The organism is Streptomyces endocoffeicus (assembly GCF_016741935.1).
GTDB classification, from domain to species: Bacteria; Actinomycetota; Actinomycetes; order Streptomycetales; family Streptomycetaceae; genus Streptomyces; species Streptomyces endocoffeicus.
The window spans coordinates 12,863-39,680 of record NZ_JAERRG010000045.1; the positions used below are offsets into that span (position 1 = coordinate 12,863).

A 26,818-nucleotide genomic window follows, 5' to 3' on the forward strand; every position below is an offset into this window, starting at 1 on the left:
GAGTGATCCCTGTGCCGCATGGCGCCTGGGAGCGATTTCAAGCTACCCAGCGCCCACCCGAGAAGCCTTCGGCTCGCCACCACATCTCTTCGTGGGGGCGACGTGTTTGATCGTGTAGGAGCACGCGCGGAACTGGTGAGTACTGCGGCGTGACGGTCCACCGCGCGATTGGCCTATTTGCGTGTGCCCAGCATGTTCGCGGCGATGCGCCCGAGGGCCGTCCTGCCATCCCGATCGACTGAGCCGCTTGGCACACTATTCTGGCAGTCACATTCACCTCGCACCTCCTTCCGTGCGGCCCTGTCGGCAGTCTCCAAATGCCCTTGGCACAGTGCTCCGTTACTCAGGAGGATCCAGGCGAGGGCGTCACCCGCGTCGGCGGGACGCTCCGTCAGGAGCTGCTCCGCCTCGGCCGACCGCCCGGCCATCATCAGGCTCACGGGATCGTCGGCGCGGGTGCTGTAGGACGCCGAAAGGCTGCGGAACTGTCCGAAGCGCATACGCAGCGAGGTCAGCAGCCTCTCGGTCGAGGCATCGGTCAGGCGCTCCCCGGCCGGGCGCCCCACCGTTTCCCTGGAGGCGAGAAACGCGGCCGACGCGAGGTCGGCCATGCCGCGCCTGAGTGCCTCAGCGCGCACGTAGCGGGCGAAGTGGGCATCGGAAGGCAGCGGACGCCAGCCCTGCTCGATACCCCGCTCGTCACGCGGGATGGATACCGCCACATGCCTGACCGCCACAACTGGTGGCGCCCTTGTTTCTCTGTTGGCCTTCTCCCCCGCCTTGGCCTAGGTGGTCAACTGCTGTCTGCTGCAACTGGCCTCTGTACGCCGGGTTTCCACAAAGGCCAACCGCCTGCCAACATCTTCTGTCTGGGTTCCTCCGCATCAGTGGGGTGTTGCATGGCGCAAGCGCAGAACAACGATCAGCGACTGCTCGACCGAATCCTGGAAGACCAACACCGCAAGCTCGCACCCGACAAGAGCAGGGACGACTTCTTCACCTTCTTCGCAGCCGACAAAGCGCTGCAGGACTGGGACCTCGACATCGACGAGATCACTGACGGGATCGTGGACGGCGCCCACGACTGCGGCATCGACGGCATCTGGACGTTCGTCGACGAGCGATACATCACCGCCGACACCCATCAGTACCTCCCGTCACGAGTCGGCAAGATCGACCTGGTGATCCTGCAGGCGAAGAACACCTCGGGTTACCAGGAGACGGTGATCGAGAAACTCCACTTCCATCTCCCCAGCCTGCTGGACATGGGGCGAGAGGAAGACGATCTTATCGACCACACCAACGCCAAGCTCTTGGACCGCACTCGCCGATTCCTGCACGTGCTGGAGGAATTGGCCTCGTCGTTCCCCCAAGTCCGCGTCAAGGTCATCTACGCCAGCAAGGCAGCTGAATCCCCACACCCCAACGTCAAGTCAAAGGGCGACCGGCTCCGCAGGGAACTTGCCAAGATCACGTCAGACACCAGCGCCGATCTTGAGTATCTCAACGCGGCAGACCTCCGTGAACGCACCGCACGCGGCGCGAAGGCCGTCGCCCAACTCGTTTTCAATGAGACGCCGATGAGCACCTCCCTCGGTGAGGGCTACGTGTGTCTGGCCCGCCTGGACGAGTACTACCGGTTCATCACTTCGGACAACGAAGCCCTGCGACTCGAACTGTTCGAGTCCAACGTGCGCGACTACGCTGGGTCGACCGCGGTCAACAACGCGATTGGCGAGACACTCAAGTCCGGTACTGGCGAGGACTTCTGGTGGTTCAACAACGGCGTCACCGTGGTCGCCGACGCCGCCCAGATTGCTGGCAAGAAAATCGTGATCAGGGAGCCCCAGATCGTCAACGGTCTGCAGACCAGCCACGAAATCTTCAGCTACGTTCAGAACGGCGGTCAGCACCGCGACCGATCGCTCCTGGTAAAGATCGTCGTGGCACCCGAGTCCGGCACTACTCGCGACCGCATCATCCGCGCCACCAACAGCCAGACGCAACTACCCGCAGGTGCGCTGCGTGCCACCGAGTCCATCCAGAAAGACATCGAGGAAAGCCTTCACCAAGCCGGAGGCTACTACTACGAACGTCGCGCCAGTTACTACCGCAACCTCGGCTTCCCCCTCGACCGCGTGGTAAGCATGGCCCGCTTGGCCCGGGAATTCACCGCCTTCGTCCTCCGGGAACCACACATGGCGCTCCGGCACTCAGATGCCCTGTTACTAGACGACCAGCACTACGCACGGATCTTCTCCACCCGACACGACTTGGACATCTATCGGCTCAGTCTCGACGTCCACACTCGGCTTCGCGACTTCCTCGCCCAATACGCCGAAGACCGCCCCCTTCTGGGAGAGACGTTGGAGAACTGGCTCTACCCTTTGGCCTCAATGTCGTCCTACACTCTGACCCGACTGCGTCAACCATCCCCTCGCGACCTGCTCAACATCGACCTGGGCCACTTGAACGAGGCACTCATGACCCGCATGGCGGGAACTTTGGAGCACAATTTCAAGACCGCCCTGCGCCACAGCAAAGCCGGCGGCGTCGACCGCATCGCACGCATGACCGACTTCACCGCCAAGCTCCGCCAGGCCGTCATCACACAAGGTCGCTACCGCATCGAAAAATAACTCGCTCTTGAACAGCTATTGCAGGTCCCGATCCGGTCCCAGCGGCACGTACCGTAGAGCAACAGGTGCTGCGGCTGCGCCGCGAACGCCAGATAGGCCCGCTGCTGCTGGCCGACCCGCACCGCCGTTGCCCCCTCCGCCGCACACCTCTTTCTCCAAGCCGCTGCTTGCCCCCTGGCCTGTGCCGCTCGGAAATGCGATTCGATGCTGTGTACTGCGGCGATGCCGTTCGGTCAGGCAGCCTGGCGGTACTCATTAATCAGGCCACCGAGAACGGGCCGTCGTTCGATTCGATGGGGCGTGAGGTCGGTGACGTTGGCCAGGGCGGGTAGTTCGGTACTGTCCGGGGGGCGTTGCTGCCGGGACTGGTGGGGGCGGTGCTGGTTGTAGTGCCGGATGTACTCGGTCAGCACCTTCACGGCATGGGCTTCGTTGTAGATCAGGATCCGGTCGAGGACTTCGCGGCGTAGGGTGCCCACGGCTCGCTCGCAGACTGCGTTCGCCTTTGGTGCCCGGGGCGGGCTGAGCAGGATCTCCATGTCGTGGGCCTGGAATACGGCGTCGAAGGCGCTGGTGTACTTGCTGTCCCGGTCCCGGAGGAGGAAGCGCAGGGAGTCCATCCGGCACCCCAGCGTCATGGTGAGGTTCCTGGCCTGTTGGACGGCCCACTGGGTGGTGGGGCGTTCGGTGACGCCGGCGAGGCGAACGCGCCGGGTGTCGTGTTCGATGAAGACCAGGGCGTACAGGCGCTTGAGGGTGATGGTGTCGGTGTGGAGGAAGTCGGCGGCGAGGATGCCGTGGGCCTGGGTGGTGAGGAATTCACGCCAGGTCGGGCCGGAGCGCTGGGGAGCGGGATCGATGCCGGCCGCGTGCAGGATCTCCCAGACTGTGGACGGGGCGATCGGGTAGCCGAGGCGTGCGAGTTCGCCCTGTATGCGGCGGTGGCCCCACGTATTGTTTTCCTTGGCCAGGCGCAGGATGAGCTGTTTGACGGTGGGCGCGGTGGACGGCCTGCCGGGGCGGCGGTGTTGGGGGAACGTCCACTTCCGCGCGATGAGTTGCCGGTGCCAGGCCAGCAGTGTGGTGGGGGTGACTGCGAATACGCGGCGCCAGCGTTCCCGCGGGACCAGTCGGGAAAGGATGGCGAGCCAGATTCGGTCGGCGGGCTCGTAGCGGACTCGGGCGATCTGGCGGCGTAGCACCGCGTTCTCGTGCCGCAACGCCAAGACCTCCGCATCCTTGGCCACGCGGCTGCGCAGCACCGCTGCGGGCACCTTGATCAGGTTCCGGACCAGCGCGGTGACGATTGAAAGCGGCATCGGCAGATCATCCCAGGCGCCACGCAGGCCGCCACCCTGCGCCGAGAAGCTGCAGGCCAGAACAGAATCGTATTCCCGAGCGGGACAGGTCTTCACGGACAAGGGAGCCATGGCCGTGTCTCGCTGCTCCGTGAGGGGTGAGGAACACGTCTTCGTCAGCGAGATCGACCTCTTCGCCGAATGCCCCGACAACACCGCCGACCGGCGAAAGGCCCTGGAGGCGTTCATGAAGGCGTACCACCCGCAGCCGTGGCCCACCACAGCTGCACGGCGCCCTGAGAGACACACACCCGCGGTCGAACCAACGTCCGAACCCACGGCCGACGATGAGCCCGAATGCAAGCGTACCGGTGGGGCACCAAGAGTGGGGCGCACCCCGCCACCCCACCGGCCGCGCGTGCGTTCTGCTCATACTCCGCGACCATGTGCAGTCTGGAACTCTCCCATGTTCGGGGCCAACGGCTACGACGGCGGCCTCAAGGGTGCGGTGCTCAGCGACCCCTACATCCGCGAACTCGGGGATGTGGCCCACGCACTCGACTCGTCCGAGGAACGGACAAAACTGCCCGGGGCCCCGGAGCCGGACGACGACCGGCGCACCCCACCCGTGGTCGCCGCCGAGAAACACCGCGGACATCGCCTGCCCCGGAGTGAGGACGACTCCGCCCGGGAGGAAGACCCCCGAGGCGACCTCCTCCTGCTCGTCGCCTTCGATCTCCTGGTGCTTCACCCCACCGCAGAGTCGCCACAGCGCCGTCAACTCGGCAGGCAGTCCGTACCCGAGGCGTTGCCTCAACTGACCGTCCGCCGCGCCCACGTCGTACGCCTTCCTCTCCCGGCACCGGCCGCAGCAGGAAGGCGTACGACGTGGGCGCGTGCTCCGCCGACCACATCCGGTTCAGCTCACTTCGTAGACGCCGCGCGCCCCGTGCCGGTCCGCCAGATGACCGACGGTGACGCCCAGGACCAGCGCGACCTTACCGGCCATGCCGGGTCCGAGCCGCCACCTGACCTGCCGGGGGAAGCGGGGCCCGGCAAGCCTGTGGCACGCCACTCGCATGATCAAAGAGCGTCGCCACGGCCGTCCGCCGATCAGCCGATGGGCTCGGCCACGATGAGCTGGAACCGCTCGAAGGACAGCTTCACGGTGTTGTGCTGAGCAGTGGCAGTTCCGAGTGACTTGCCGGTGAACGGGTCGGTCAGGCGGTACCGCGTGCGGCCCAGACCGCGCAGCTCGACCGTCCCGTCCCACTGGTCGGCGTAGAAGGCGTAGTGGAGGGTCCGCTTCGTGGCCACGACATGCGCCTCGGGCTTGTCGAAGCCGATGTCGTACAGCTCACCGCGGTACTCGCCGGTGGGCAGCATGTTCTTCTCGTACAGGGACACCCACTTGCGCCAGAGGACCTCCTTCTCCGGGGTGAGGTCGGTCGCCTTGTCCGGGGCTCCGGTGCCGGGGAGGGTGAACTTGGTCGACAGGACGGCTCCGACCCCGTAGGAGGACGCGAAGTCGTCGCCGTTGTCGCTCAGTTCGACGTGGTCGCCGGCGTAGCTGCTGCCCGCGCCCATCAGCGCCTTCATCGACTTGCCCTTGCTCCGGACCTGGTAGGAGGACTCCGGGTCCGAGCTGGGGTACTGGTCGACGTAGGGCAGGTTGTGGAAGGCGAAGGCGGTGCCGCAGGGGCAGAGTTCGACGAGGGCGTCGGGGTTCGCCGCGTGCGCGGCTTCGTGGATCGCCTTCCAGAACCGCGCCACGCCCTCGGTGGATTCCTCGGGGCGGGCGTGCCGGTGCTTCGGGTTGTAGCAGGGTGCGACGCTGTTGAGGTGCTGGCCGTCGATCTTGAGCCCCTCGTAGCCCCAGTCGCCGATGAACCTCTTCGCCTGCTCGACGAAGTAGTCCACGGTCGGCTGGTAGGCCGGGCAGAGCGTGTAGGCGTCCCACCAGGTGACGTCCTGCTTGTTGCCGTCGCGGTCCAGCAACAGCATGTCGGAGCGGTCCCGGACCAGGTTGCTGTCGGGGTCCGCCGCCAGCGGGGCCCACCACAGGCGCGGTCGCAGGCCGGCGTCCCGTATCTCCTTGGTGAAGGCCCGCATGTCCGCTTCGCCGCGCGGGAACTTCGTCGTGTTGATGTCCCAGTCGCCCTCGTTGGTCTGCCAGCCGTCATCGAGCACGACCCAGCGCAGGCCGACCTCGTGCGCCTTCGGCAGCGTTCCGGTGACCTGCTCGACGGTGAAGTCGCGCTCGTAGCCCCAGGCACACCAGATGGGCTCGAAGGCCGAGGCGGGGACCTTGGGAGCGCGCTGGCCGATGTCGCTCATGTAGTCGCGGTACCGCTGGAGCGGCACGAAGTGGTCGCCCGGGAGGGCGGTCAGGAACGTGGTGTCGGTGCTGAGCCGACGGCCCGGCTTCAGGGTGCGGGCGGTGTCGTCCTGGATGGCGATGCTCGCTCCGGCGTCCGTCTTGCGGACCGGCATGCGCAGGATCGTCGCCACGGGCTCGACGTGTCCGACGGAAAGGCCCGCGCCCCGGCGCCAGACGGTCGCCAGCGGGGTGCCGCCGCCGTAGTCGGAGGAGTCCATCCCCAGCGAGTTCTCCTGGACGTAGCCGTCCTTCACCGGCATCACCCAGTCGCGGCGGTCCGTGTACGTGGTGCCGGAGAAGGTGTAGAAGCCGCCGGGGGTCTCCAGGAGTTCGTGGGCTCCGTTGCGCCACCCGGTGACCTTCAGTGCGGTGGAGGACCTGTTGGTGTAGGTCACCTTCATCACGATCATGCCGGTAAGACGCTCGAAGGAGGTCAGCTCGACCGTCTTGTGCACGCCTTCCTTGGACGTGCCCTCGATCGTCACCCGGACGCCCGCGCCGTGGCGGGGGTGCCGGGTGGCGCGGGTCCGGTGTCCGCGGTAGGCGAACGCCTCGATGGCCTTGTCGCCCACCAGCAGGGCTTCGCCGGCGTCGAAGCGGGTGAGGTCGACGCCCTTAAGCGCGACCCGGCTTCGCAGTTGGTCGTCGAACTCCAGGGTGATGGAGGTGTCGCCGACTCCGACGAGGTCAGGATCCGAGTTCGGTGCGGCGGCCGCGGGTGAGGCGCCCATGGCCACGGCGGGGATGGCGGCCAGGCCGGCACCCCCCAGCGCGACCTTCAGTACGCTTCGCCGGTTCATGTCCGTCATGTCGAACTCTCTTTCGGTCGTGCGTGCCCGACTAGGGCAGCTGCCTTCTGTCCGTCGTGGTGGATCGTTCAGAGTCGAGCCGCGTGCTCGCGACGAGGCGACCGTCCGTAAGGCTGGCCGATGCCTGGTCTGCTACTGGTTTTCGCAGTGGGTCGGGTGGGATCGGGGGACGGCGTGGCGTCCGAACGGGCGCCCCGGTGCGAGGTCGCCTCCGGCGGCAGTGCGCGGCCATCCTCGGTGAGCTGCGACAACGCTGCCTCGATCACCGGAGGGTGCCCGGGGCACGGCGAAACGGAAGGTCGCTCACGGGCGACTTCTTCATCACCAGGTGGCCTGCTGCGAGAACGTAAGTGGTATTCGAGTGGCATGTCAACGGGTGGGCCGCCCGGACGAGGGTTCGCGCCGTCGATCGAATTGGTATGTTTCTGGTATGACGGATGCGAGAACGCCGATGCCCAGAGGTCTGTTCGGGGACGATGCCCTCCCGTTGTACGAGCGCACGGCCACGCAGTTGCTCGAGGACCTGCGCGCCGCTGCCGCCCGCCCCGGTGACCGGCTGCCCTCCGAGCGGGCTCTGGTCGAGCGGTACGCCGTATCGCGCGTGACGCTGCGAGCGGCCCTCGCGCAATTGGAGTCACGGGGCATCGTGCGGCCGTCGTCGTCGCGCGGGTGGTTCGTCGCCGAGCTCGGTCTGCTCCCCGAGGCGACGATGACGTCCGGCTCGGCGGCCCCGCAGGTCCAGGGGTTCGCCGACTATGCCCAGGCCAACGGCTTGACGACGGCCGGCAAGGTGCTCTCCGCCACCGTCCGCCCGGCCACGGTGTCCGAGGCCGAGCAGCTCCGGATCGCTCCGGGCGCCGACCTCTTCGACCTCCACCGACTGCGCTTCCTCGACGGTCTGCTGGTCGTGCTCGAGCACAACCGGCTTCCTTTGGCGGCCTGCCCGGCCCTGGCCGAAACCGACTTCAACACGGCCTCGCTCTACGCCACCCTGCGCGCCGCCGACCCGCCGCAGCTGCCCCGCGTCGCCGACTACTCGGTCGAGGCCCGCCACCCGACGCCACGGGAGATCGAGCTGTTCGAGATCGGGGAGACCATGCCGATGCTCGTCGCGACCCAGCTGACGTCGAACCAGGAATCACGCCCGATCGAACTGACCGTCCAGGTCTACCGGGGGGACCGCTACCGGTTCCGGGCCTCCATCACCAATCAGGGCTGATTGATCACCGCAGGTCACGGAGACTCTCCTCCTGCACCACGTACCAGCTGCGGGGCGGACGTGATGCGCGGTATCGAATACCAGATGCATACCAAAATAAGACTATTGACGGCCACCAATGAGACCAGTACCGTCCCCTCTGGGCTCCGGGCCAACGTGGCGGAAGGGCTCAAAATGCACGTTGAGTAAGGGGTTGGCAATGCAGAGCCCATTGAGCGAGGTGGTCCGGCGCCAGAAGGCCGGACAGCCGCAGGGCATCACCTCGGTGTGTTCGGCTCATCCACTGGTCATCGAGGCAGCCGTGGTGCAAGCACGGGAGAGCGGCGGTCATGTACTGGTGGAGGCGACCTCGAACCAGGTTGACCAGTACGGCGGTTACACGGGCATGCGGCCCGCGGACTTCCGCGACCTCGTGTACCGCATCGCCGCCGAAAGTGGTCTGCCACTGGAGCGCGTGATTCTCGGCGGCGACCACCTCGGACCGAACCGGTGGCAGTCCCTGACGCCCGACGAGGCGATGGAGCGGGCCGACGCCCTGGTCGCCGCCTACGTGGCGGCGGACTTCACCAAAATCCACCTGGACTGCAGCTTCGCCTGCGCCGGTGACCCCGTACCGCTGACCGACGACGTGGTCGCCGAACGCGCCGCGCGGCTGATCCGCGTGGCCGAGGAGACGGCCGGCCCCGAGCGGGCCGAGCGGATCCGGTACGTGATCGGTACCGAGGTGCCCACACCCGGCGGCGCGCACGAGACGCTCGGCGCGCTCGTCCCGACCACGCCCGAGGCGGCGCGCACCACTCTGGAGCAGCACCGCAAGGCCTTCGCCCGGCACGGCATCGACGAGGTCTGGAAGCGCGTCATGGCCCTCGTCGTCCAGCCGGCCGTCGAGTTCGACCACCTTCAGGTCGTCGACTACCGGCGGGAGCTGACCGAGAAACTGCGCAAGGTCCTCGACGACGAGCCCACCATGGTCTACGAGGCCCACTCGACCGACTACCAGACCGCCGAGGCGCTCACCGCGCTGGTCGAGGACCACTGGGCGGTCCTCAAGGTGGGCCCCGGGCTGACCTTCGCCCTGCGCGAGGCGCTGTTCGCCCTCGCCGCGATCGAGGACGAACTGGTGCCGGCCGCCGAGCGGTCACGGCTTGCCGAGGTCGTCGAGCGGCGGATGCTCGCGGAGCCGACCACATGGGAGGGCTACTACCCGGGCGGCGCCGCCGAGCAGCGCCTCGCACGCCGCTACAGCTACAGCGACCGGATGCGTTACTACTGGCCCGACCCTGAGATCGAAAAGGCCCAGGCCCGGCTGATGGACAACCTTTCGGCCGTGGACATCCCCCTGCCGCTGCTCAGCGCACATCTTCCGCTCCAGTACGCCCGTGTCCGCCACGGCGAGCTCGCCGCCCGGCCGCGCGACCTGGCCGTGGACCACGTCCGCGATGTTCTGCGCGACTACGACCGCGCCTCCCGCCCGAACCAGAAGGAGCACGTGTGACCACGCCCTCCGGCACGCTGTCCTTGGACGACGGCGCTGCCCACACCGTCCGCGAGATCGCCCAGCAGCCCGCGCTGTGGCGCGAGGTCGACCGGATCGTCTCGGCCTCCCGGGACTCGCTGGACCCCTTCCTGTGTCCGCTCGTCGCCCGCGGCGACCTGCGCGTGGTGCTCACCGGCGCCGGCACCTCCGCCTTCGCCGGCCAGGTGCTCCAGCCCGCCCTGGCCCGGCGTCTGGGACGGCGCGTCGACGCGGTTGCCACCACGGACCTCGTCGCCGACCCCCGCGGCTGTCTCGCCGAGGACGTGCCCACGCTGCTGGTCTCCTTCGCACGGTCGGGCGACAGCCCCGAGTCCGTGGCCGCCACCGCGCTGGCCGACCAGGTTCTCTCCGAGGTGCACCACCTCGTGATCACTTGCAACGAGCAGGGCCGCCTGGCGCGCGAACACGCGGAGCTGCCGAAGTCCCACGTGCTGTTGATGCCGCCCGGGTCCAACGACCGCGGCTTCGCCATGACGTCGAGCTTCACGTGCATGACACTCGCGGCACTGCTCGCCCTGGGCGGCAGCGCCTACGACGGCGTCGCCGAACGCCTGGCCCGGGCAGCCGAGTCGATCACCGACAGCAGCGCTGTCGACCGCACCGTCGGCGCCCTCCTGGAGAGCGCGCCCGAGCGGATCGTCTTCCTCGGCAGCGGCCCGCTGAAGGGCCTCGCCGAGGAGTCGGCGCTGAAGGTGCTCGAGCTCACCGGTGGGACGCTCATGGCCGTCGCGGAATCCTCGCTGGGATTCCGGCACGGTCCCAAGGCGGTGCTCAACGACCGTTCGGTCGCGGTGGTGTACATGTCAAACGACCCGTACACCCGCAAGTACGACCAGGACATCTATGCGGAGCTGCGCGGAAATCTGCCCGCCGGCAGCGTCGTCACGGTCTCCGCGGACTCCGGCGCGGGAACGGAGGGCACAGGCACCGACGCCTGGCCGCTTCCGGGCCTCGATGGCGTCGAGGATGTCGCCCTGGCGCTGTCCGCCGTGGTGTACGCCCAGCTCATCGCCCTGCGTGCCTCTCTGGCCCGGTGCCTGCGGCCCGACAACCCGTTCCCCTCGGGTGAGGTCAACCGCGTGGTGCAGGGCGTGACCTTGCACTCCTTGCACAACTGATCAAAGGCATCGACGGCGCGGTTCGAGGGCGCCGGACGGAGGTACAACGATGTTCCTAGGTGTCGACGGTGGCGGTACGAAAACCGCATTCTGCATGGTCGACCGGTCCGGACAAGTCGTGGCGCGAGCGCAGGCGGCAAGTTCGTACTACTTCTCCCACGGCATCGAGCTTGTCGAGCGTGTGCTGAAGGAAGGCGTCGAAGCTGTCTGCGCGGCGGCCGGGCTGACCCCTGCCGACATCGAGTACGCCTTTTTCGGGCTGCCCGGTTACGGGGAGGCGGCCCGCGATCTGCCCGTCCTGAACGCGACCCCGCGAGCGGTGCTCGGGCACGACCGCTACGCCTGCGACAACGACATGGTCTGCGGCTGGGCCGGTTCACTGGGCGCGGTCGACGGCATCAACGTCATCAGCGGCACCGGTTCGATGACCTACGGCGAGCGGCTGGGCCGGGGCGTGCGCGTCGGTGGCTGGAGCGAGATGTTCGGCGACGAGGGATCGGCGCACTGGATCGCGGTCCGGGGCCTCAACGCCTTCTCACGGATGGGCGACGGACGGCTCCCCGAGGGCCCCCTGGCCGAGGTGTTCCGGCGCCACCTGGATCTCGCGTCCGACCTCGACGTGATCGACGTCGTCCACAACCAGTGGCAGGGCGACCGGAGCCGGATCGCCGCGCTCAGCCGCTCGGTGGCCGAGGCGGCCGCTCTGGGCGACGATGCCGCCACGGAGATCCTCACCGACGCCGGCCGGGAACTCGCCCTGCTCGTCGAAGTCACCCGCGAGCGGCTGGAGTTCGGCCCGGACGAGACCGTACCGGTCTCCTACTCCGGCGGCACCTTCGGCGCCCACACGGTTCTGGAGGCGTTCGCCTCCGGACTGAAGAATCGTTTTACCAACTATGAGCTGCGACACCCTCTCTACGAGCCTGTCGTAGGCGCCGCCCTGTACGCGGCAAAACTCGCCGGAACTCCGCTCGACCAGCCTGCGCTCGACGCGCTGCGCATGGCCCCCGGGACCCCTGCCTCAGGAGAGGACGACCGATGAACAGAGGCACAAAGAGCTGGATCGTGTACGCGTCGCTGCTGGTCCTGTTCTGGGGTGTGTGGGGCGCCTTCTCCAGCGAGCCGAACAGCAGGTACGGCTACCCCAACGAGATGATCTACATCATCTGGGCCTTCACGATGCTCATACCCGCGTACTTCGCGATGCGCGGCAACACGTTCGACCGCCGGCCGATCGCCGCCGTGTACGGACTGATCGCGGGACTGACCGGTGCAGGCGGCCAACTCCTGCTGTTCCACGCGCTCGCCAACGGCCCGGCGTACCTCATCTTCCCTCTGGTGTCGCTCTCCCCGGTGGTCACCGTCCTCATGGCGATGGCGCTGCTGCGGGAGCGGATCAACCGGCTCGCCCTAGTGGGTGTCGTCGCGGCACTGGCGGCGATCGTGCTGCTCAGCATTCCCAGCGGCAAGGACGACTCGAACTCGCACGGCCCGTGGCTGCTGATGGCCATCCTGATCTGCGTCGCCTGGGGCGTGCAGGCGTTCTGCATGCGCAAGGCCGCGGTGGTCGGGGTCAACGACGCGACGACCTTCGGCTGGATGACCATCAGCGGACTGCTGCTGGTTCCGGTGGCGTTCGTGATGATGGGCGAATTCCCGTCCGACGCTCCGTGGCAGGCGCCCGCGCTCACCGCGGTGACGCAGGTCCTCAACGCGGTCGGCGCGCTGTTCCTGGTCATGGCGTTCAGCCGGGGCAAGGCCACGGTCGTCGCCCCCACCACCAACGCACTGGCACCGGTGCTGACCATCGTGCTGTCCCTGGCCGTCTACCAAACGCTCCCCAACGTATGGGGCGCCCTCGGTATCGTGCTGGCCCTCGCAGGCTCGACCCTGATGGTCTACAGCGACGAGAAGAGCGGCGAGAACTCCGTGGCCCCGGGCGCGGCGGACGACGGCGCGGACGTGAGTCCGGCCCCGCAGAAGTCCTGATCGCCCACATATCCGTACCGGCCGAACCACGTAGCAATACGGGCCGACACCGGCCCGTACTCACCGAACCGACATGAAAGCGAGGGGACACCTTTATGCCCCTGGTTCCCACGCGCGAACTCGTCTCGAAGGCCGCCGCCGCAGGCCGGGCCGTCGCGGCGTTCAACGTGATCACGCTGGAGCACGCCGAGGCGATCACCGCCGGCGCAGCCGCCGCGGGCGCCCCGGGGGTGATCCTGCAGATCAGCGAGAACGCCGTACGGTTCCACGGCGGCCGGGTCGAGCCGATCGCGCGGGCCGCGGCCGAGGTCGGCAAGGCCTGTGACGTCGACGTCGCACTGCACATGGACCACGTGACGGACATGCGGCTGCTGCGCACGGCGGCCGACGCGGGGTTCTCCTCCGCGATGTTCGACGCCGGGGCGCAGCCGTACGCCGAGAACCTCGCCGCCACCCGCGCCGCGGCCCAGTGGGCCCACGGCGCGGGCCTGTGGCTGGAGGCCGAACTCGGCTATGTGGGCGGCAAGCCCGACGCCCCCGCGAGCGCCCACGCGGCCGGGGTGCGCACCGACCCGCAGGAGGCGGCGCGCTATGTCGCGGACACCGGCGTGGACGCCCTGGCCGTCGCCGTCGGCAGCAGCCACGCGATGACCGAACGCTCCGCGACCCTGGACCACGCGCTCATCGAACGCCTGCGGGAGGCCGTGCCCGTACCTCTGGTGCTGCACGGTTCGTCGGGCGTCGGCGACGACGATCTGCGACAAGCCGTCCAGGCGGGCATCGTGAAGATCAACATCGGTACCGCTCTCAACGTCGCGTTCACCGGCGCGGTCCGCGAAGCGCTGGGGGCCCGGCCCGACCTGACCGACCCCCGCCCCTACGTCGCCCAGGGCCGGGAGACGATGGCGGAGACGGTCCGGGTCCTTCTCGGTGTGGTGAGTGGCTGAGCGGGCCCGAAGCTTTCCCGCACCTGATGTCGCCTGGTCGGTGACGGTTTCCGTGCGCCTGCACCCGGGCTGGCGGTGGTCGGCCTCGTCGCTCTAGTCGGCGGTCTCGCGCAGATGGCAGTCGACGCGGCATGATGATCGACCGTGCTGCTGCGACTGGCCTACCTGGGAGTGACCAACGCGTTCGCGCTGCTGCGTCTGCTGCCGATGAGCGACCGGGACAAGGATGCGGAGATCCTGGCCCTCCGCCATCAGATCACAGTGCTCGAACGCCAACTCGGTGGTGATCGAGCACGGTTCACGCCGAGCGACCGGGCGTTCCTGGCGGCGCTGCTGCACCGGCTGCCGTTACTCGCCCTGCGGCGGGTGCGGCTGCTCATGCGTCCTGACACGGTGCTGCGCTGGCACCGCGACCTCGCCAGGCGCCGGCATGCCGCCTTATCGCGGCCCAAGCGACCCGGCCGACCTCGTACGGTGCGCTCTATCCGGATTCTGGTACTGCGTCTGGCGAGGGAGAATCCAAACTGGGGCTACAGGCGTCTGCACGGTGAGCTGCTCGTGCTCGGCGTGAAGGTGGCCGCCTCGACCGTGTGGAAGATCCTCTAGGACGCGGGCGTCGATCCAGCGACCGACCGGAGTTCCAGCACGTGGGCCGACTTCCTGCGCTCCCAAGCCGACGCCCTCCTGGCCTGTGACTTCTTTGAGACGGTCACCTTGTCCGGCACGCGGATGTACGTACTCGCGGTGATCGAACACAGCAGTCGCCGCATCCGGATCCTGGGCGCCACCGCACACCCGGCCGCATCCTGGGTCACACAGGCGGCGAAGAACCTGGTCATGGATCTCGAGGATGTCGGATGCCGGGCACGATTCATGATCAGAGACAGGGACGGGAAGTTCCCCGTCCTGTTCGACGCTGTCCTCAAGGGCACGGGGATCAAGGTCGTCCTCACCGGCATCCAGATGCCGAGAATGAACTCGGTCATGGAAAGGTGGGAGCAGACCTGCAGACACGAGCTCCTGGACCGGACCTTGATCTGGAACCAGCGCCACCTCCTCCACGCCCTACGGGAGTTCGAGGAGTTCTACAACTCCCATCGACCGCATCAGGGCATCGCGAACGCCCGACCGCTACACCCACTGCCCACACCAATCGACGATCCGGACAAGCTAAGCCACCTCGACATACGACGCCACGACCGCGTTGGCGGCATCCTCCACAAATACAGACATGCCGCGTGACCTGCACGGACGAGGTATTCGGCAAGCGCAGGCTTGGCCGTCGTTCTGGGGCGCCGCTGTCCGACCGGGGTCTTGTCCGTGCTGCGGGGTCGCGGATGGGCGTGGTGCCGGGCTGGGTTGGCTGGTGGTGGCGAGTGCGTGGAGGAGTCCGGGTCCGACCTCGGCCCAGCCGATCAGGAGGACGGGGCCGACCGCGTCGAAGGCGGCCTTGCCCAGGGCGCCCGCGATCAGTGGGTCGGCGGTGTTCAGTGCCAGGGTCATGCCGCTGGAGAGCACCAGCAGCCGCCGGGCCGGACGCAACTGGTCCACCGGTGCACCGTGCAGGGCGAGGTACCGGATGCCGAGCAGCAGGCCGAGGATGGACAGGTCGACCGCCGGCGCCACCAGGGGTGCCACCCACGGGGGCACGCCCAGTCGCAGTGCCAGGCTCCATACGTTGCCGAAGCCGAAGAGGAAGGTCAGGCTGACGACGGCCGCCATCATGCCGGTCACCGCCCGGACCGTGGCCGTGCCGTCCGACGTACCGTCAGGCTCCGGCATAGTGCGGTTGAGAGGTTCAGACATTCTCGCCGATTCCCATCCGCTGGTGGGTCTCCTGGGCACGCTCGGCGGCCGCGCTGGCTCCGTAGTGGCGGGGCATGTCCTCTGAGACCCAGCCCATCAGCAGCATCAGGTCACCGGAGTCCCCGTTGGCCCGTTTCCACTCGTGGGCGAAGTTGTGCCGCCACCGGTGGGCATGCACGCCCTTCACCCCGGCGGACAGGCCGCGCCGCTTGATCATGATCTTGATGCCGTTGGGCGCCAGCCGCCGCCCGCCGCGCTCGGCCAGCCACAGATCCGGCAGCTCGGCGCCCTTGCGCTTCGCCCGTGCCCGCAGATATCGGCTCACCGCGCGCGCCGTTTTCGGGCCGAAGCGCACGCGGCGGTCGCGGCTGCCCTTGCCGTGGTAGTGCACCGAGTCGGTGACCAGGTCAATGTCGTCGAGGGTGAGGTTGCCGACCTCGGACAGGCGGGCGCCTGTGTTGTAGTAGAGCCGGATGATGGCCTCGTCCCGCAGTTGGAGGAACGCCTTGCCTTTGCAGGCGGCCAGCACCTTCCTGGTGTCGTCGTCACGGATGACCGGGATCAGCTTCTTCACGGTCTTGGGCTGGCGGACACGTTCCATCGGGGAGCGGTCGATCTCCTCCTCGTCCAGCATCAGCCACTTGAAGAACTGCTGGAGTCCCTTGTGCTTGTTCAACGCGGTCGACGCCGACCGTGTCTCGATCATCCAACCCTGGAACGCCTCGATGTGGGCGCGGGTGACCTCAGTCGGATCCTCGGCCGCGTCGTCCGTCTCGAGGTCGGGCGTGGCGTTCTCGTTCAGGTAGCGGGCGAGCTGGGCGGCGGCGAGGAGGTAGTTGTAGCGGGTGGTCTCCGGGTAGTTGCCCGCCCGCAGCGAGCGGTCCCAGTCCCGCAGGAAGCCGTCCCAGGTCTTGGGGAGTCCTGCGGTGATCTTGTCCAGGTCCAGAAGCGGCATGGAGAGAAAGCCTCCGAGTCAAGGTGTCGGTGAGCGGCGTGCTCGACCTCGACGCAGGAAACGGGAGCGCGAAAAGAGGGCCCTCACAGGTGTTGACCTGCGAAGACCCTCTGCACCGTCGGGACGACAGGATTTGAACCTGCGCCCCCTTGACCCCCAGCCGCGCGGCAATTCTCCCCATATACTCTACTTTAAGAGTCTCGCAGACCTGTCGCGCCGTCAAGCTCCATAGGGCGCTCTACGCGGAAGCGGTCAAGTGGCAACAGGGTGCTCCCCACAAGGGCAGCTGCGGTCGGTCGATCTGCCCGACGCAGCACCGCGACCTCGTGGCGGAGAATGAAAATCTCGGCGTTGCTCGCGGCGGTCGATTGGCCCAGCAAAAGGAAGCAGCCCAGCAGTCGACAGACGATCAGGTAGAGCAGTCGCAGGCCCACGATCAGTGATCACGCCCATGCCTGGGCGATCACAAAGCCCCAGGTCAACCACCGTACGGCAATAAAGACACCCTTCAGGCACCGTCTGGGCGCGCACGGTGACCAGCCTTCCACCCCGATGGCACGAAGCGGCCGCAGCCAGCAGACGAGTGCTGGTGGTGTACGGGTTCGGGTTCACGCTGGAGGAACCGGCCCAGCGGCGCCCTGCGTTCGCCTCCCCGCAAGCCTTCGCTGAGCACTTCCACACGGCCGCCGCCTGCGGGATGCTGACGGCCGCGTTCGTGGCGTGGGACTCTGCGCAGCCTCAGCGGCGCACCCGCCGTCAACAGGGCCGCAAGCGGCGCAATCGGTGACGCAGGGGCCGTTTGCCAAACATGTCCGTCCGAAACTGTGAACCGCCGTGCCGAGGCAACGTGGCCACCGGGCCAGTGCCCTCTCGGCCCAAGATCTCGCGTCTGCTGCGTACACGCCTACTGTTCAACTCGAAATCTATAGGGAGCGAAAGGGCTGAGTAGAGCCGGTCAAGCCGGTGCGGCAGGCGGGAAGTGCTTGGCGCGGAAGTTGGCGAGGGTCTGCTCCAGGCCGTCGATGGTCAGCCGCCAGAACTCCCAGCCGTCGATCTTGCTGCTGCCGGTCGCTGCCCGGGCTGCGGTGGTCGGAGTGCGCCAGGGGCGTTTCCCGATACTGATCCACCCGTCGGTGTCCAGGACAGCATGGTGCACCTTCTTGTTGTGCTGGCCGGTCAGCGTGATGCCGGCCTCCAGGTCGTCCGGATCCAGATATCGCAGCAGGTCTCGCAGGTCGACGTAGGAACGTGCCTGGTCGATAGCCGAGGTACCTGCGGGCACGGTTGCGGGCTGGGTCGACACGTCTATCTGCTGGTCGCAGGCGCGCTGTAGGGCCAGGGCAGTCGCAGCTGCCGAGCTCCATTGCGCTTGGGGCCCCACCTTTTCGTCGATCAGCTGTTGGGCACCAGGCGCATCCAAGAGACGGGCGAGCACAGTGACTTCCCGCATGAGGTGGCTGCGTTGCGCGATGATCCGTGAGTCGTTGAGCGCAAGGATCCGTATGGTTTCTTCGGCGCGGCACACACCGATGTTCGCCTCGGCCTGCGAGTAGGGTACGTCACTGCGCCGGGCGTAGCCGGATGTGTCGAAACCCAGGAGGTTGGGGTCGCCGCGGCGGGCCGGGTCCAGGAGCAGCGGTTGTTCCAGGTTCAGGTCGTCACGTGGGTGACGGGCGCGCGTGCCGGCCAGGAGCGGGAACTGACTGCCCTTGGCACGACCTTCCGGCACACCGTTGAACCTGGCTCCGCCGCTGTTGCAGTGCTTGCAGGCGATGCGGTAGTTCGACACCTCGTAGGCCAGCCACCAGTAGCCCTGGTGACCGCGCACATCGAGTACCTCGGACTTCGGCCGGAAGTGGTCGACGTTGACATCCGCGCGCAGGATGAGGGTTTCGCAGTACCAGCACTTGCCGCCGACGAGTTCGAGCAGCTGGTCGCGTACGGCGTCCTCGGTCCAGTGCGCGGTGAAAGCGCGCTCCGTGTTGCCGGCCATCGCGGCTCTCACGACGTTCAGAGTGCGTTCGGTCTTGGCTACCCACGCCGCCGGGGCGGTGAGCCCGCTGATGTCCACATGTCTCATGGGCGTCAGATCACCGATGAGAAGCGCTCGTCGAACAGTTCGGCGATCAAGGCCTGCAGCTCATCGGGCGATGGCGGGTTGGGGCCCCGGGCCGCCTCGACGAGGGCGATGCGTCTGCGGTGGAGCTCGGCGAGGAAGGACGCCACGAGCGGATCGCGGTTAGAGGTGGGAAAACCCATGGCGTCGAGCTGGGCGGTGACGTCGCGGAGTTCTGCCTGCTTGACCGGATCGTGTTCCGCTTCTGGGAGCAGCGCATACTGGCGGTCAATCAGTTCTTGGGTGTACTCATCAAGTTGAGTGGGCAGCCCGAACAGGTCGGTGGTCAGCAGTCCGCCAGCGCCTTGTCCCCGCGGGTTGGTTCTGGGGATCACTGCGGTGGCCTGTCCCTCGTCGTCGGTGGTGACGACGCGGATCTGCTCGCGGGTCATGTTGGCCACCAGGAGCGGTTCGTGGGTGGCGGTGAGGAACTGCGAGTCATGATGTGGTCCCAGCACGCTGCGCACGGAAGTATACCAGCGCCGACTCCACTCGGGGTGGAAATGCGAATCGGGTTCGTCCAAGAGGAACAGCGACTCATGCGCCCGCTGGAGCCTCAGGAGGCCCAAAATGGTCAGGAGTTGCTGCTCCCCCGAGCTCAGGTCGTCAAGGCCTAGCGTGAGTGCGCCGGGCTTGTCCAGGCGGACGTCGACTGTGAGGTAGCCGGCGTCGAGCAGGGTGGTCAGCAGGCCGAACATCGACAGGTCGCTGTCGAAGAGGTTGCGGAACGCGCGGACGTCCTCGGAGGTGCCCAGGACGATCTGGAACCCGTCGGCAGGGCTTCCGGCGCCGTCCACAGGGTCGGCGTCGGGGATGAGGCCAAACCGGCCTGACTCTGCGGCGGCCGCGAACAGGGTGCGAGCGGGCCCGCCCAGACCCCAGTACGGAAGCACGGCCAGGTGCGGGATGCGTGCGGCACGGGGCGCCCTGATCCGCAGGACTGCGGAGGCCACGCGCTGGATGTAGGCGTGGCGTCGCAGGTAGGTGTCGAACGAGTCGGCCCAGTGGGTGGTCTGTGCGAGCAGCAGCAGAGGCAGGTGGGCGGGGGTACAGAGGAAGACGGGCGTGTACAGAGGACAGCTGATGGGCAGGGTGAGCTGCTCCGACCACAGTTCTTCCGGTGAGTGGTGCGCCCGCCACTCGTCAAAGCCTCCCGTCCACTGCTGGCGCCATTCGCTGACGCGGCGTGCGGCGAAGCGGCGATGCTGGTCGAACTCCGTTGTCCAGGGGGTCTGGGAGTGCGCCTGGTAGCCAAAGACATGATCGGGAAGATGATCCGGCCAGTGCGCCCGGGCCACACGCGTCGCCCGACCCCCGCCTTCGGACACACTCAGTTGGGGGGAAGCCTCGGGCGAGGTCTGGACGGCCCGGACAGTCTTGCCGTGCACCACATAGTGGATCTCGAAGGCGAACGCCGCACGGTGTCCTGGCCGGTGGAGGGCGCCGAAGATCTCGGCGAGCGCATGCAGGGCCCGCGACTTGCCGCCGCCGTTGGGGCCGATCAGTGTGGCGATGGCATGGCCGCCGTCGAGTGCGTCCGTGAGATCTAGCTCGAAATGGTGAAGCCCCCGGTAGGAGGGAAGAGTCAGTCGCAGCAGCCGCACGCCATCCCCCCGGTCATGGCACCTCTGATGGCGTTCACTGCTCCGCCTCCGGATCCGGGCCGCCACCGTGCACCCCATACGGGCGCAGCGCTTCGGTCAGGGCTGCGAACTCGGCCAAGGCCGCTCTCAGTTCAGCGGTGACCTCTTCGGCCATGCGGTGCAGGTCGGACTCGGGCTCATCGAGCATGAAGGGCTCGGCTGGGGGTTCGGCGACCTGAAGATCCAGGTTGGCGCCGTGCCTGGCGAGCACCTCCTCCACGGTAAAGGACCGGAAGTGGGGTGTCTCGACTCGTTCGCTGCGGGGCCGTCCAGGCCGGTAGGCGGACACGAAGTCGCCGTAGTCGGCGCCGGTCAGCGCGGTGATCTTGGCTGGCGCTGCGTGCTGGGAGCGCAGGTCGTACACCCACAGCCGTTTCGTCGATGGGCTGCCGTCCGGCCGTGGGTCGGGCTTGTCGAAGAACAGGATGCTGGCCTTGAGGCCGCCGGCGTAGAAGATGCCCGTGGGAAGCCGGAGCAGGGTGTGCACGTCACACGCGGTCAGCAGGCGCCGTCGGATCAGCTCACCGGCCCCGCCTTCGAACAGCACGCTGTCGGGCACCACGACCGCTGCCCGCCCGTCGGTCTCCAGCAGGGTATAGACGTGCTGGAGGAAGTTCAGCTGCCGGCTGGTGGTTCCCGTCCAGAAGTCCTCCCGGTAGGGCGCCTCGCTGGTGGAGCGTCGGCCGAACGGGGGCGAGGTGAGCACCAGCGTCGCGCGCCGCACCGCCGGGTCGGCAAGCGCATCACCCACGGTAACGCAGGGGTTGGCCGCGTCGGCTTGGGTCACTCCGTGCAGCACGAGGTTCGTCGTGGCCAGCCGTGCCGTGGCGTCGACGAGTTCGGTGCCGAAGAAGGCGTCCGCGTTGAGCCGCGCCCGCTGGGCCGAGGTGACACCGGAAGGAAAGTGATCGATCAGATATTCGAATGCTTTGATCAGGAAGCCTCCGGTACCGCAGGCCGGGTCCGTGATCGTGTCATCGATGCCGGGCTGGACACACTGGACGATCGTCTCGATCAGCGGCCGGGGCGTGAAGTACTGGCCCGCACCGGTCTTCTGGTCCGCGCTCAAGCGGGCCAGCAGCGCCTCGAAGATGGCACCGCTGTCGCCTCCGGACCAGTGGCGCCGGTCGACCAGGTCGATCATGCGGTGGAGGTTGGTCGGCTCCGGGATGCGGTTTTGTGCCCTGCGGAAGAGCAGCCCGAGCGTGCCGGGTCGGGAGGCGAGGCGGACCAGAGTCTGCTCGTAGACCAGGAACTGGCGGTCGCGGGCCGCGGACAGGAGCTGTCCCCACGCGTCGTAGCCAAGCACGTCCTGTGAGTTGAGCGGGCGGTGACGTTGTTCGTGAACGCGCTTGAGGAGGATCAGGCAGGAGAGTTGCTCGACGTATTCCAGGCCCGAGATGCCGTCTTCTCGCAGCGCACCACCGAAGGACCACAGGAGCTCCACAAGGTCCTGGTCGTACTCGGGGCGGGACGAGACAGTGGGGTTCACAGCACGGACTCCTGTTGCCCGGAGGGGGGGAGCGGATGGGACAGGTGGCCGGTGAAAGCGCGTTCCAGGAGGTTGCGCCGCAGCCGGCCGGCAACAACGAGAGCACGTTCGGCCGCAGCGGACGCCGTCTCGAGGGCCGTGATGTGCGCCTGGACCAGCGCGACCAGTTGGTGCTGCTCTTCCGCAGGCGCGACGGGCACCGGCATGAGCCGGATCTTGCCCAGGCTGATGGACGCCAGCCCCGTGACCTGTGTGGCGTTGCGTTCGCACCACTGGCGCCCGAAGCCGTTAGCATGCCAGGCCAGCAGTTCGGGGTGCAGTTGCCGGCCGGTGATCCGGGCGCGGAACACATGGCTCTGGTGAACGCACTGGGGCAACTGCTCCTCCCAAACCCAGCCGCGGCCCAGAGTGTCGCGGGATCCGCCGCCGGTCAGCAGCACATCGCCCGATTGGAGGCGAGCTGCCTGCACCTTCGATGCAGGCAGCCGGACCGTGCGCACGTCGTCCAGGTCCAGTCGACCTCGCTGCACGTTCGCGACCCGCAGGCAGGGGACGTCCACGTCGGCGGGATTCCATTGCTGCTTGCTGAGCGTGGCGATCCCGCGCGTCACCTCGGCGACGTCTTCCAGGCGAGTCCATCGCCAATGTACGGGCAGGTGGGGCAGAGTGCCGTCGCTGGTACCGACCCGGGGGAGGCCCGCGGGTGCACAATCAGTGTCGGAAAGCTGGCCGAGCCCCACCCGCGCGGTCATGGTGCGGCTCAGGACGTCGGCCTGGCCGAGAGCGTTGCCGGTGCGAATCGTGGTGGCGTCAATGCGGGCGAGGTGGTCCTCCAACAGGCCGATGATCCGGCGCTGTTCGGCAAGACCGGGGAGCGGAAGCATGACGTCGGCCAGATCACGCTGGTTGATCCGGTAGATGGCTGCGCCACCCTGGCGAGCGCGTGCCTCTATCTGGCGCCGCATGATCGGCGACTTCCACAGGTGTGCGAGGTAGCGCGGATCGACCACGCTCTCGCGCACACGCACGCGGGTCATGGTGTCGGGAAATGCCGTGGGAGTCGGCGGCTCGTCCACTAGCGCGCCCTCACCAACGAGGGAGAGCGAGCCATTGACCCGGCCGACCAGCAGGTCCCCGCGTTCGGCCAGCAACGGCGCGCTGTCATCTTCGCGCCGGTCGCCGCCCTTGGACTGGGTGAAGTCCACCGTCGCTGCCCGAAGAGCCGTCAGCCGAAGTACGGGGAAGCCGCCCTCGCGGGGGCGCAGGACCCGGCCGTTGACCAATGGTTCGCTCAGCACGTCGGCCAGCCGGATGACCCTCCAGCCGACAGGCAAGTCATTCTTCAAGCCAGGGCCCTGCGCAGTTCGTCCAGTAGGTCGATCGCGGCGTCGGGCCCGAAGGCGTCCAGGAAGCCGTCCGTACCGCCGCGCCCCGAGAAGGGGACGCCGTCGAGGCCCCTGGGGTCGAATCGGGTCTCATCGGCGGCCGTCGCGTCCGCAATGTTCTCGATCCACCACAGCTGAGCCGGAGTGAAGGGCCTGGCCTCCAGCATGAATGCGACCAGACGTTGGTGCACCGCGTCAGCGGTTCGGCGCCGCCTGTCGGAAGCCGTCACCGGCAATGCGGTCGGCCGGTCGTAGAGGTCGAGCAGCGCCTCCCGGAGCGCAGGTGTATTGGCGAGCGGGGCGGCAGCCTCGCGTCTGTCGTCCTCGACGGCCCTTTTGCCTCCCATAGCGCGCAGCTGCGCCAGGTGATCCGGGTCGACTGAGTCGAGAAGACGGGTCACCAGCTCCTCCAGAGGCAGACCCGCCAGCTTCCGGACGACGGCGCCGCCCGCGTCACTCAGCATGGGGATGACCCGAGCGAGCCTGACCCCAAGTTCGGCCATCTCGTCAGGCGTCATAGGACCGTCCACCGTGCGGTTGAGCAGACGGTCCAAGGCGGCCCGCCCGGCCTCCCCGGCTGCATCGGTCACATTCACAAGCGGCCGGTGGTGGCGGCGCGAAGCGCCCACCGCGTCGACGACCACGAGCTGGGTCTTGGCGACCGCCCCCGGAGTGACAGCGCGCAGCTCCGCCGGTGCGATGGGCTGGGTTCCTTGGGCAAGCAACTGCTCGTAGTAGGCGGCAGAGCGCACCTCACGCAGGATCAGTAGGCACTCGATCGCACGCATGTCGCTGAACCCGGAGATCAGATCCGTTACGACCGCAATCCGGAACTCCGGTGTCGTCCTGAAGTCCCGCATCAGCTGCGCCACACGATCATCGCGATGCGTGATCTGCTGGCAGAAGGTGTCCCCGACGCCGAACACTTCGCGGATGTGCTCCACGACATCGTCCGCGTGTGCGCTGTCCCGCGCGAACACCACGGTCTTGGGGACCACGCCGCCCTGGTGCATCCTCTCGGGAAACATGGTCGGCAGAGCGTCGCGGAAAGCCGTCACCACCGCAGCCAGCTGTTCGGACTCGACGACCCGCGCAGGGCCGTGTGCCCCGGTGTGGGCCAGGTCCTCGTCCAGCTGCTCGTACTGGGCGCGGCGCGAGCCCTTGGCTTCCACACTAGGAGCGTCGTCCAGCGGCGCGAACACCGCTCGCCGGGAGTCCTCGAACCGCACCTCGTAGACGGCGTAGTCCACGGCAACGCCATCAGCGACTGCGTGTTCATAAGTGTAGGAGTTGACCAGGTTGCCGTTGAAGAAGCCGAAGACGGTAGCGGTCGGCGTCGCGCTGAATCCGACTACGGGAGCGTCAAAGTATTCAAGAAGGGCGCGCCCCTGTCCGTAGAGCCAGCGGTGGCAGTCGTCGACGATGACAAGATCGAACGAATCGGGCGGCAGAGCCTCGCAGTAGGTCACTTCGAGGGGTGCCTCATCCGGCTGCACCTGCCGTTCGGCGGTCTCATACGCCGACACGCGGACGGATCCGTCCTCCGGAGCTGGCGTGCCGGCCAGCATGGCCGACAGTCTCGGCACCGTGGCCACGACCACGGAAGCCGACGGTGCCAGGTCGGTCGCGGTCAGCTCTTCGACGTTGTACACATCGGCGAGACTTCGCCCTCCGTCCGGCATGCTGAACTGGCGCAGCTGGGCCGACAGTTGCTTGGCTATCACGTTTCGATCAGCCACGAAGAGAATGCGGGCCGCCCTCGCGTACCTGAGCTGACGGTACGCCGTGAATACCCCGGTGAAGCTCCGCCCTGTGCCGGTGGCCATCTGCACCAGAGCACGTCGCTGACCGGCCTCAAGGGCTTGTTCGACCGCCCGTACCGCCCGATGCTGGGGTGCTCGAAGCTGTCGGAATCCCTCGACCGTCCCCGGCAGGTAGGCGGCCTGCCGGGCCCGGTAGGTCGGCGCCGCGCTGTCCGCCTCCGCCTCACGCTGCCAGCGGGCCAGCGTGCTGGGCTGGTGGAAGCCGCTCACGAGGCGAGCTCGTGGTTCGGGCTCGTTGGTGTCGCAAAACAGCAGACGCCAGCCATCGCTTACATACCGATACGGCAGCGGCGAGCGCCAGACCGGCCACGGCGAGGAGTCCGTGGCGGCCGCGGCCAGTGCACCCGCCTGCTCCATGGCGTCTGAGAGATCCGTGCCGTCCCTCTTGCACTCGATGATCCCCACCACCTGCCCACCGACCGTCAGCAGCATGTCGGCCCGGTGTCCGCCGGCCAGGCGCGGTCCAACCAGTACGCAGCCGAGGGAGCGGTGGCGTTCATCCTCCTCACCTTTGCCCAGGACGTCCCACCCTGCCTTGGTGAGTCTCCGCAACACCTCCGAGGCAATGTCGGCTTCCCGCAGGGGCTCGTAGGCTGCATCGCGCGCGCTGACGATCAACCGCTCGCGCTCCGAGGCTGGCAAGGACTTCGGCGTAACTCGCAGGGCGAATTCTCGGCGCAAACGAGGCAGGGCCGCTTCCAGGGGAGCCACTCGCTCCACCAGAACACTCAGATCGGACACTTCGGCGCCGACGAAGACCATCGGCTCCGGGTCGGATGTCTGGAGACGGAAGAACCAGACGGCCAGCGTGAAACAGCGGTCGACCAGGTGTGCCGCCGCCTCTTCCTCGTCAAGTTCGCCGTCGCCGAAGCCGTGAAGGTCTCGGAACGCGGCGAGGATCCGTGTGGTGAGCACCCCAGCGCGGGCCAGGGTCTGCAAGCGGGCCGGTTGGTCGCCCGCGGGCAGCCGCACCCCGGCCAAGTGGCCGAGCTTGGCAGCGAGAACCTCGCCGAACTGGCGCGCCGCCACCAGCGAATCAGCGGGGGCAGTAGACATACGCGCCTCACACGAAGCGCCGTGGAGAACGAGAAGCGGCTCGTAAGGAAGCAGGAATCCGAAATTGGCTGATGCGAGAGCCAGGTCCGTGAACTGACTTTCGAACTCGCTCAGCTCCTGAGCCACGCCAGCCCTCCCTACCTGCACTGCGGCGCCGCAGAATCCGCTACAGAACACCTCACACTCTACCGTCCGACATCTGCGCGGGACACCGACGCTTTGATCTGATACGGGTTGATCCGTCCATTCGGTGTTCTCATGAGAAACCGTGCAGCCTGGAGAATGCCGCTCATGCTGGCCGGCGTGCGCGCCCATCCGGTGTTCTCGACTACGGCCGGGCCGAGTGCCGCAACACGTTCGGCGATCGCAGGACCGCAGCCCAGGGCAGAGAGCTCCATGAAGAGCGGCGAGCTCGGTGGCTGCCGCAGCGGCCGGTAGCGTCGAGGTCGCGCACGGCGGCATCAACACCGTGGACAAGGACCGGGTCAAGAGGGCCTGTGCCTCGTGGGATCCGGAGGCCAAGCGCTGGTTCGCGCCCCGCAAGGGGATGACGGGACTGCAGGTGCCGGACCCAAGCGGAGCCCGGTGTTGGTGGACCGACTTCTG

18 protein-coding genes and 1 pseudogene are annotated in these 26,818 nt (G+C 67.6%); 9 read left to right on the forward strand and 10 right to left on the reverse strand.

The features are described 5' to 3' along the window. Positions 1-173: 173 nt before the first annotated feature. Positions 174-722, reverse strand: coding sequence for a hypothetical protein (locus JK364_RS49050; RefSeq protein ID WP_201857960.1), 549 nt, complete (start codon positions 720-722; stop codon positions 174-176). A 177-nt stretch (positions 723-899) separates the two neighbouring features. On the opposite strand from JK364_RS49050, the gene JK364_RS49055 reads away from it, so the two are divergent. Further along, positions 900-2,639, forward strand: a complete 1,740-nt coding sequence (locus tag JK364_RS49055; protein WP_201857961.1) for an AIPR family protein — start codon at positions 900-902, stop codon at positions 2,637-2,639. A 233-nt stretch (positions 2,640-2,872) separates the two neighbouring features. On the opposite strand, the gene JK364_RS49060 is transcribed toward JK364_RS49055, so the two are convergent. Further along, positions 2,873-3,958, reverse strand: a complete 1,086-nt coding sequence (locus tag JK364_RS49060; RefSeq protein ID WP_201857986.1) for an integrase core domain-containing protein — start codon at positions 3,956-3,958, stop codon at positions 2,873-2,875. 445 nt (positions 3,959-4,403) lie between these two features. On the opposite strand from JK364_RS49060, the gene JK364_RS49065 reads away from it, so the two are divergent. Further along, positions 4,404-5,117, forward strand: a complete 714-nt coding sequence (locus tag JK364_RS49065) for a hypothetical protein (protein ID WP_201857962.1) — start codon at positions 4,404-4,406, stop codon at positions 5,115-5,117. Here the strand turns inward: JK364_RS49065 and JK364_RS49070 are convergent. Further along, positions 5,051-7,126: a glycoside hydrolase family 36 protein gene (locus tag JK364_RS49070; RefSeq protein WP_201857963.1), complete on the reverse strand. Its 2,076-nt coding sequence runs from the start codon at positions 7,124-7,126 to the stop codon at positions 5,051-5,053. The genes JK364_RS49065 and JK364_RS49070 overlap by 67 nt on opposite strands. A gap of 430 nt (positions 7,127-7,556) precedes the next feature. Between JK364_RS49070 and JK364_RS49075 the strand changes: the two genes are divergently transcribed. From JK364_RS49075 to JK364_RS49105, 7 genes and pseudogenes are all read left to right on the forward strand, one after another. Then, positions 7,557-8,345 (forward strand): GntR family transcriptional regulator, encoded by a 789-nt coding sequence (locus tag JK364_RS49075; RefSeq protein ID WP_043236804.1) that lies wholly within the window; start codon positions 7,557-7,559, stop codon positions 8,343-8,345. A 199-nt stretch (positions 8,346-8,544) separates the two neighbouring features. Continuing rightward, entirely contained in the window at positions 8,545-9,840 is a 1,296-nt protein-coding gene (locus tag JK364_RS49080; RefSeq protein WP_201857964.1) for a D-tagatose-bisphosphate aldolase, class II, non-catalytic subunit, read from the forward strand. Further along, positions 9,837-11,000 carry an SIS domain-containing protein gene (locus JK364_RS49085; protein ID WP_201857965.1) on the forward strand — a complete coding sequence of 388 codons (1,164 nt, stop codon included), beginning with the start codon at positions 9,837-9,839 and terminating at the stop codon, positions 10,998-11,000. Before JK364_RS49080 ends, JK364_RS49085 begins: the two co-directional genes overlap by 4 nt. 49 nt (positions 11,001-11,049) lie before the next feature. Then, positions 11,050-12,042: a BadF/BadG/BcrA/BcrD ATPase family protein gene (locus JK364_RS49090; protein ID WP_201857966.1), complete on the forward strand. Its 993-nt coding sequence runs from the start codon at positions 11,050-11,052 to the stop codon at positions 12,040-12,042. Continuing rightward, positions 12,039-12,989 carry a DMT family transporter gene (locus tag JK364_RS49095; RefSeq protein ID WP_201857967.1) on the forward strand — a complete coding sequence of 317 codons (951 nt, stop codon included), beginning with the start codon at positions 12,039-12,041 and terminating at the stop codon, positions 12,987-12,989. Before JK364_RS49090 ends, JK364_RS49095 begins: the two co-directional genes overlap by 4 nt. 95 nt (positions 12,990-13,084) lie before the next feature. After that, positions 13,085-13,936: a class II fructose-bisphosphate aldolase gene (locus JK364_RS49100; RefSeq protein ID WP_059149134.1), complete on the forward strand. Its 852-nt coding sequence runs from the start codon at positions 13,085-13,087 to the stop codon at positions 13,934-13,936. 144 nt (positions 13,937-14,080) lie between these two features. Continuing rightward, a pseudogene (locus JK364_RS49105) lies at positions 14,081-15,178 on the forward strand (integrase core domain-containing protein). On the opposite strand, the gene JK364_RS49110 reads toward JK364_RS49105, so the two are convergent. From JK364_RS49110 to JK364_RS49140, 7 genes are all read right to left on the reverse strand, one after another. After that, complete coding sequence (locus tag JK364_RS49110) at positions 15,107-15,718, reverse strand: SpdA protein (RefSeq protein WP_201857968.1); 612 nt, start codon at positions 15,716-15,718, stop codon at positions 15,107-15,109. The pseudogene JK364_RS49105 and the gene JK364_RS49110 overlap by 72 nt on opposite strands. Positions 15,719-15,734: 16 nt before the next feature. Then, positions 15,735-16,697 (reverse strand): tyrosine-type recombinase/integrase, encoded by a 963-nt coding sequence (locus tag JK364_RS49115; RefSeq protein WP_201857969.1) that lies wholly within the window; start codon positions 16,695-16,697, stop codon positions 15,735-15,737. Positions 16,698-17,652: 955 nt separating this feature from the next. Continuing rightward, positions 17,653-18,777: an HNH endonuclease family protein gene (locus JK364_RS49120; RefSeq protein WP_230993718.1), complete on the reverse strand. Its 1,125-nt coding sequence runs from the start codon at positions 18,775-18,777 to the stop codon at positions 17,653-17,655. A 5-nt stretch (positions 18,778-18,782) separates the two neighbouring features. Beyond that, a complete protein-coding gene (locus tag JK364_RS49125; RefSeq protein WP_201857970.1) occupies positions 18,783-20,417 on the reverse strand; it encodes an AAA family ATPase in 1,635 nt (544 codons plus the stop codon). A gap of 34 nt (positions 20,418-20,451) precedes the next feature. Beyond that, complete coding sequence (locus JK364_RS49130; RefSeq protein WP_201857971.1) at positions 20,452-21,948, reverse strand: HsdM family class I SAM-dependent methyltransferase; 1,497 nt, start codon at positions 21,946-21,948, stop codon at positions 20,452-20,454. Further along, positions 21,945-23,294, reverse strand: coding sequence for a restriction endonuclease subunit S (locus tag JK364_RS49135; RefSeq protein ID WP_201857972.1), 1,350 nt, complete (start codon positions 23,292-23,294; stop codon positions 21,945-21,947). The genes JK364_RS49130 and JK364_RS49135 overlap by 4 nt, the downstream gene beginning before the upstream one ends. Then, positions 23,291-26,338, reverse strand: a complete 3,048-nt coding sequence (locus tag JK364_RS49140) for a DEAD/DEAH box helicase family protein (protein WP_201857973.1) — start codon at positions 26,336-26,338, stop codon at positions 23,291-23,293. The genes JK364_RS49135 and JK364_RS49140 overlap by 4 nt, the downstream gene beginning before the upstream one ends. Positions 26,339-26,818: the final 480 nt, after the last annotated feature.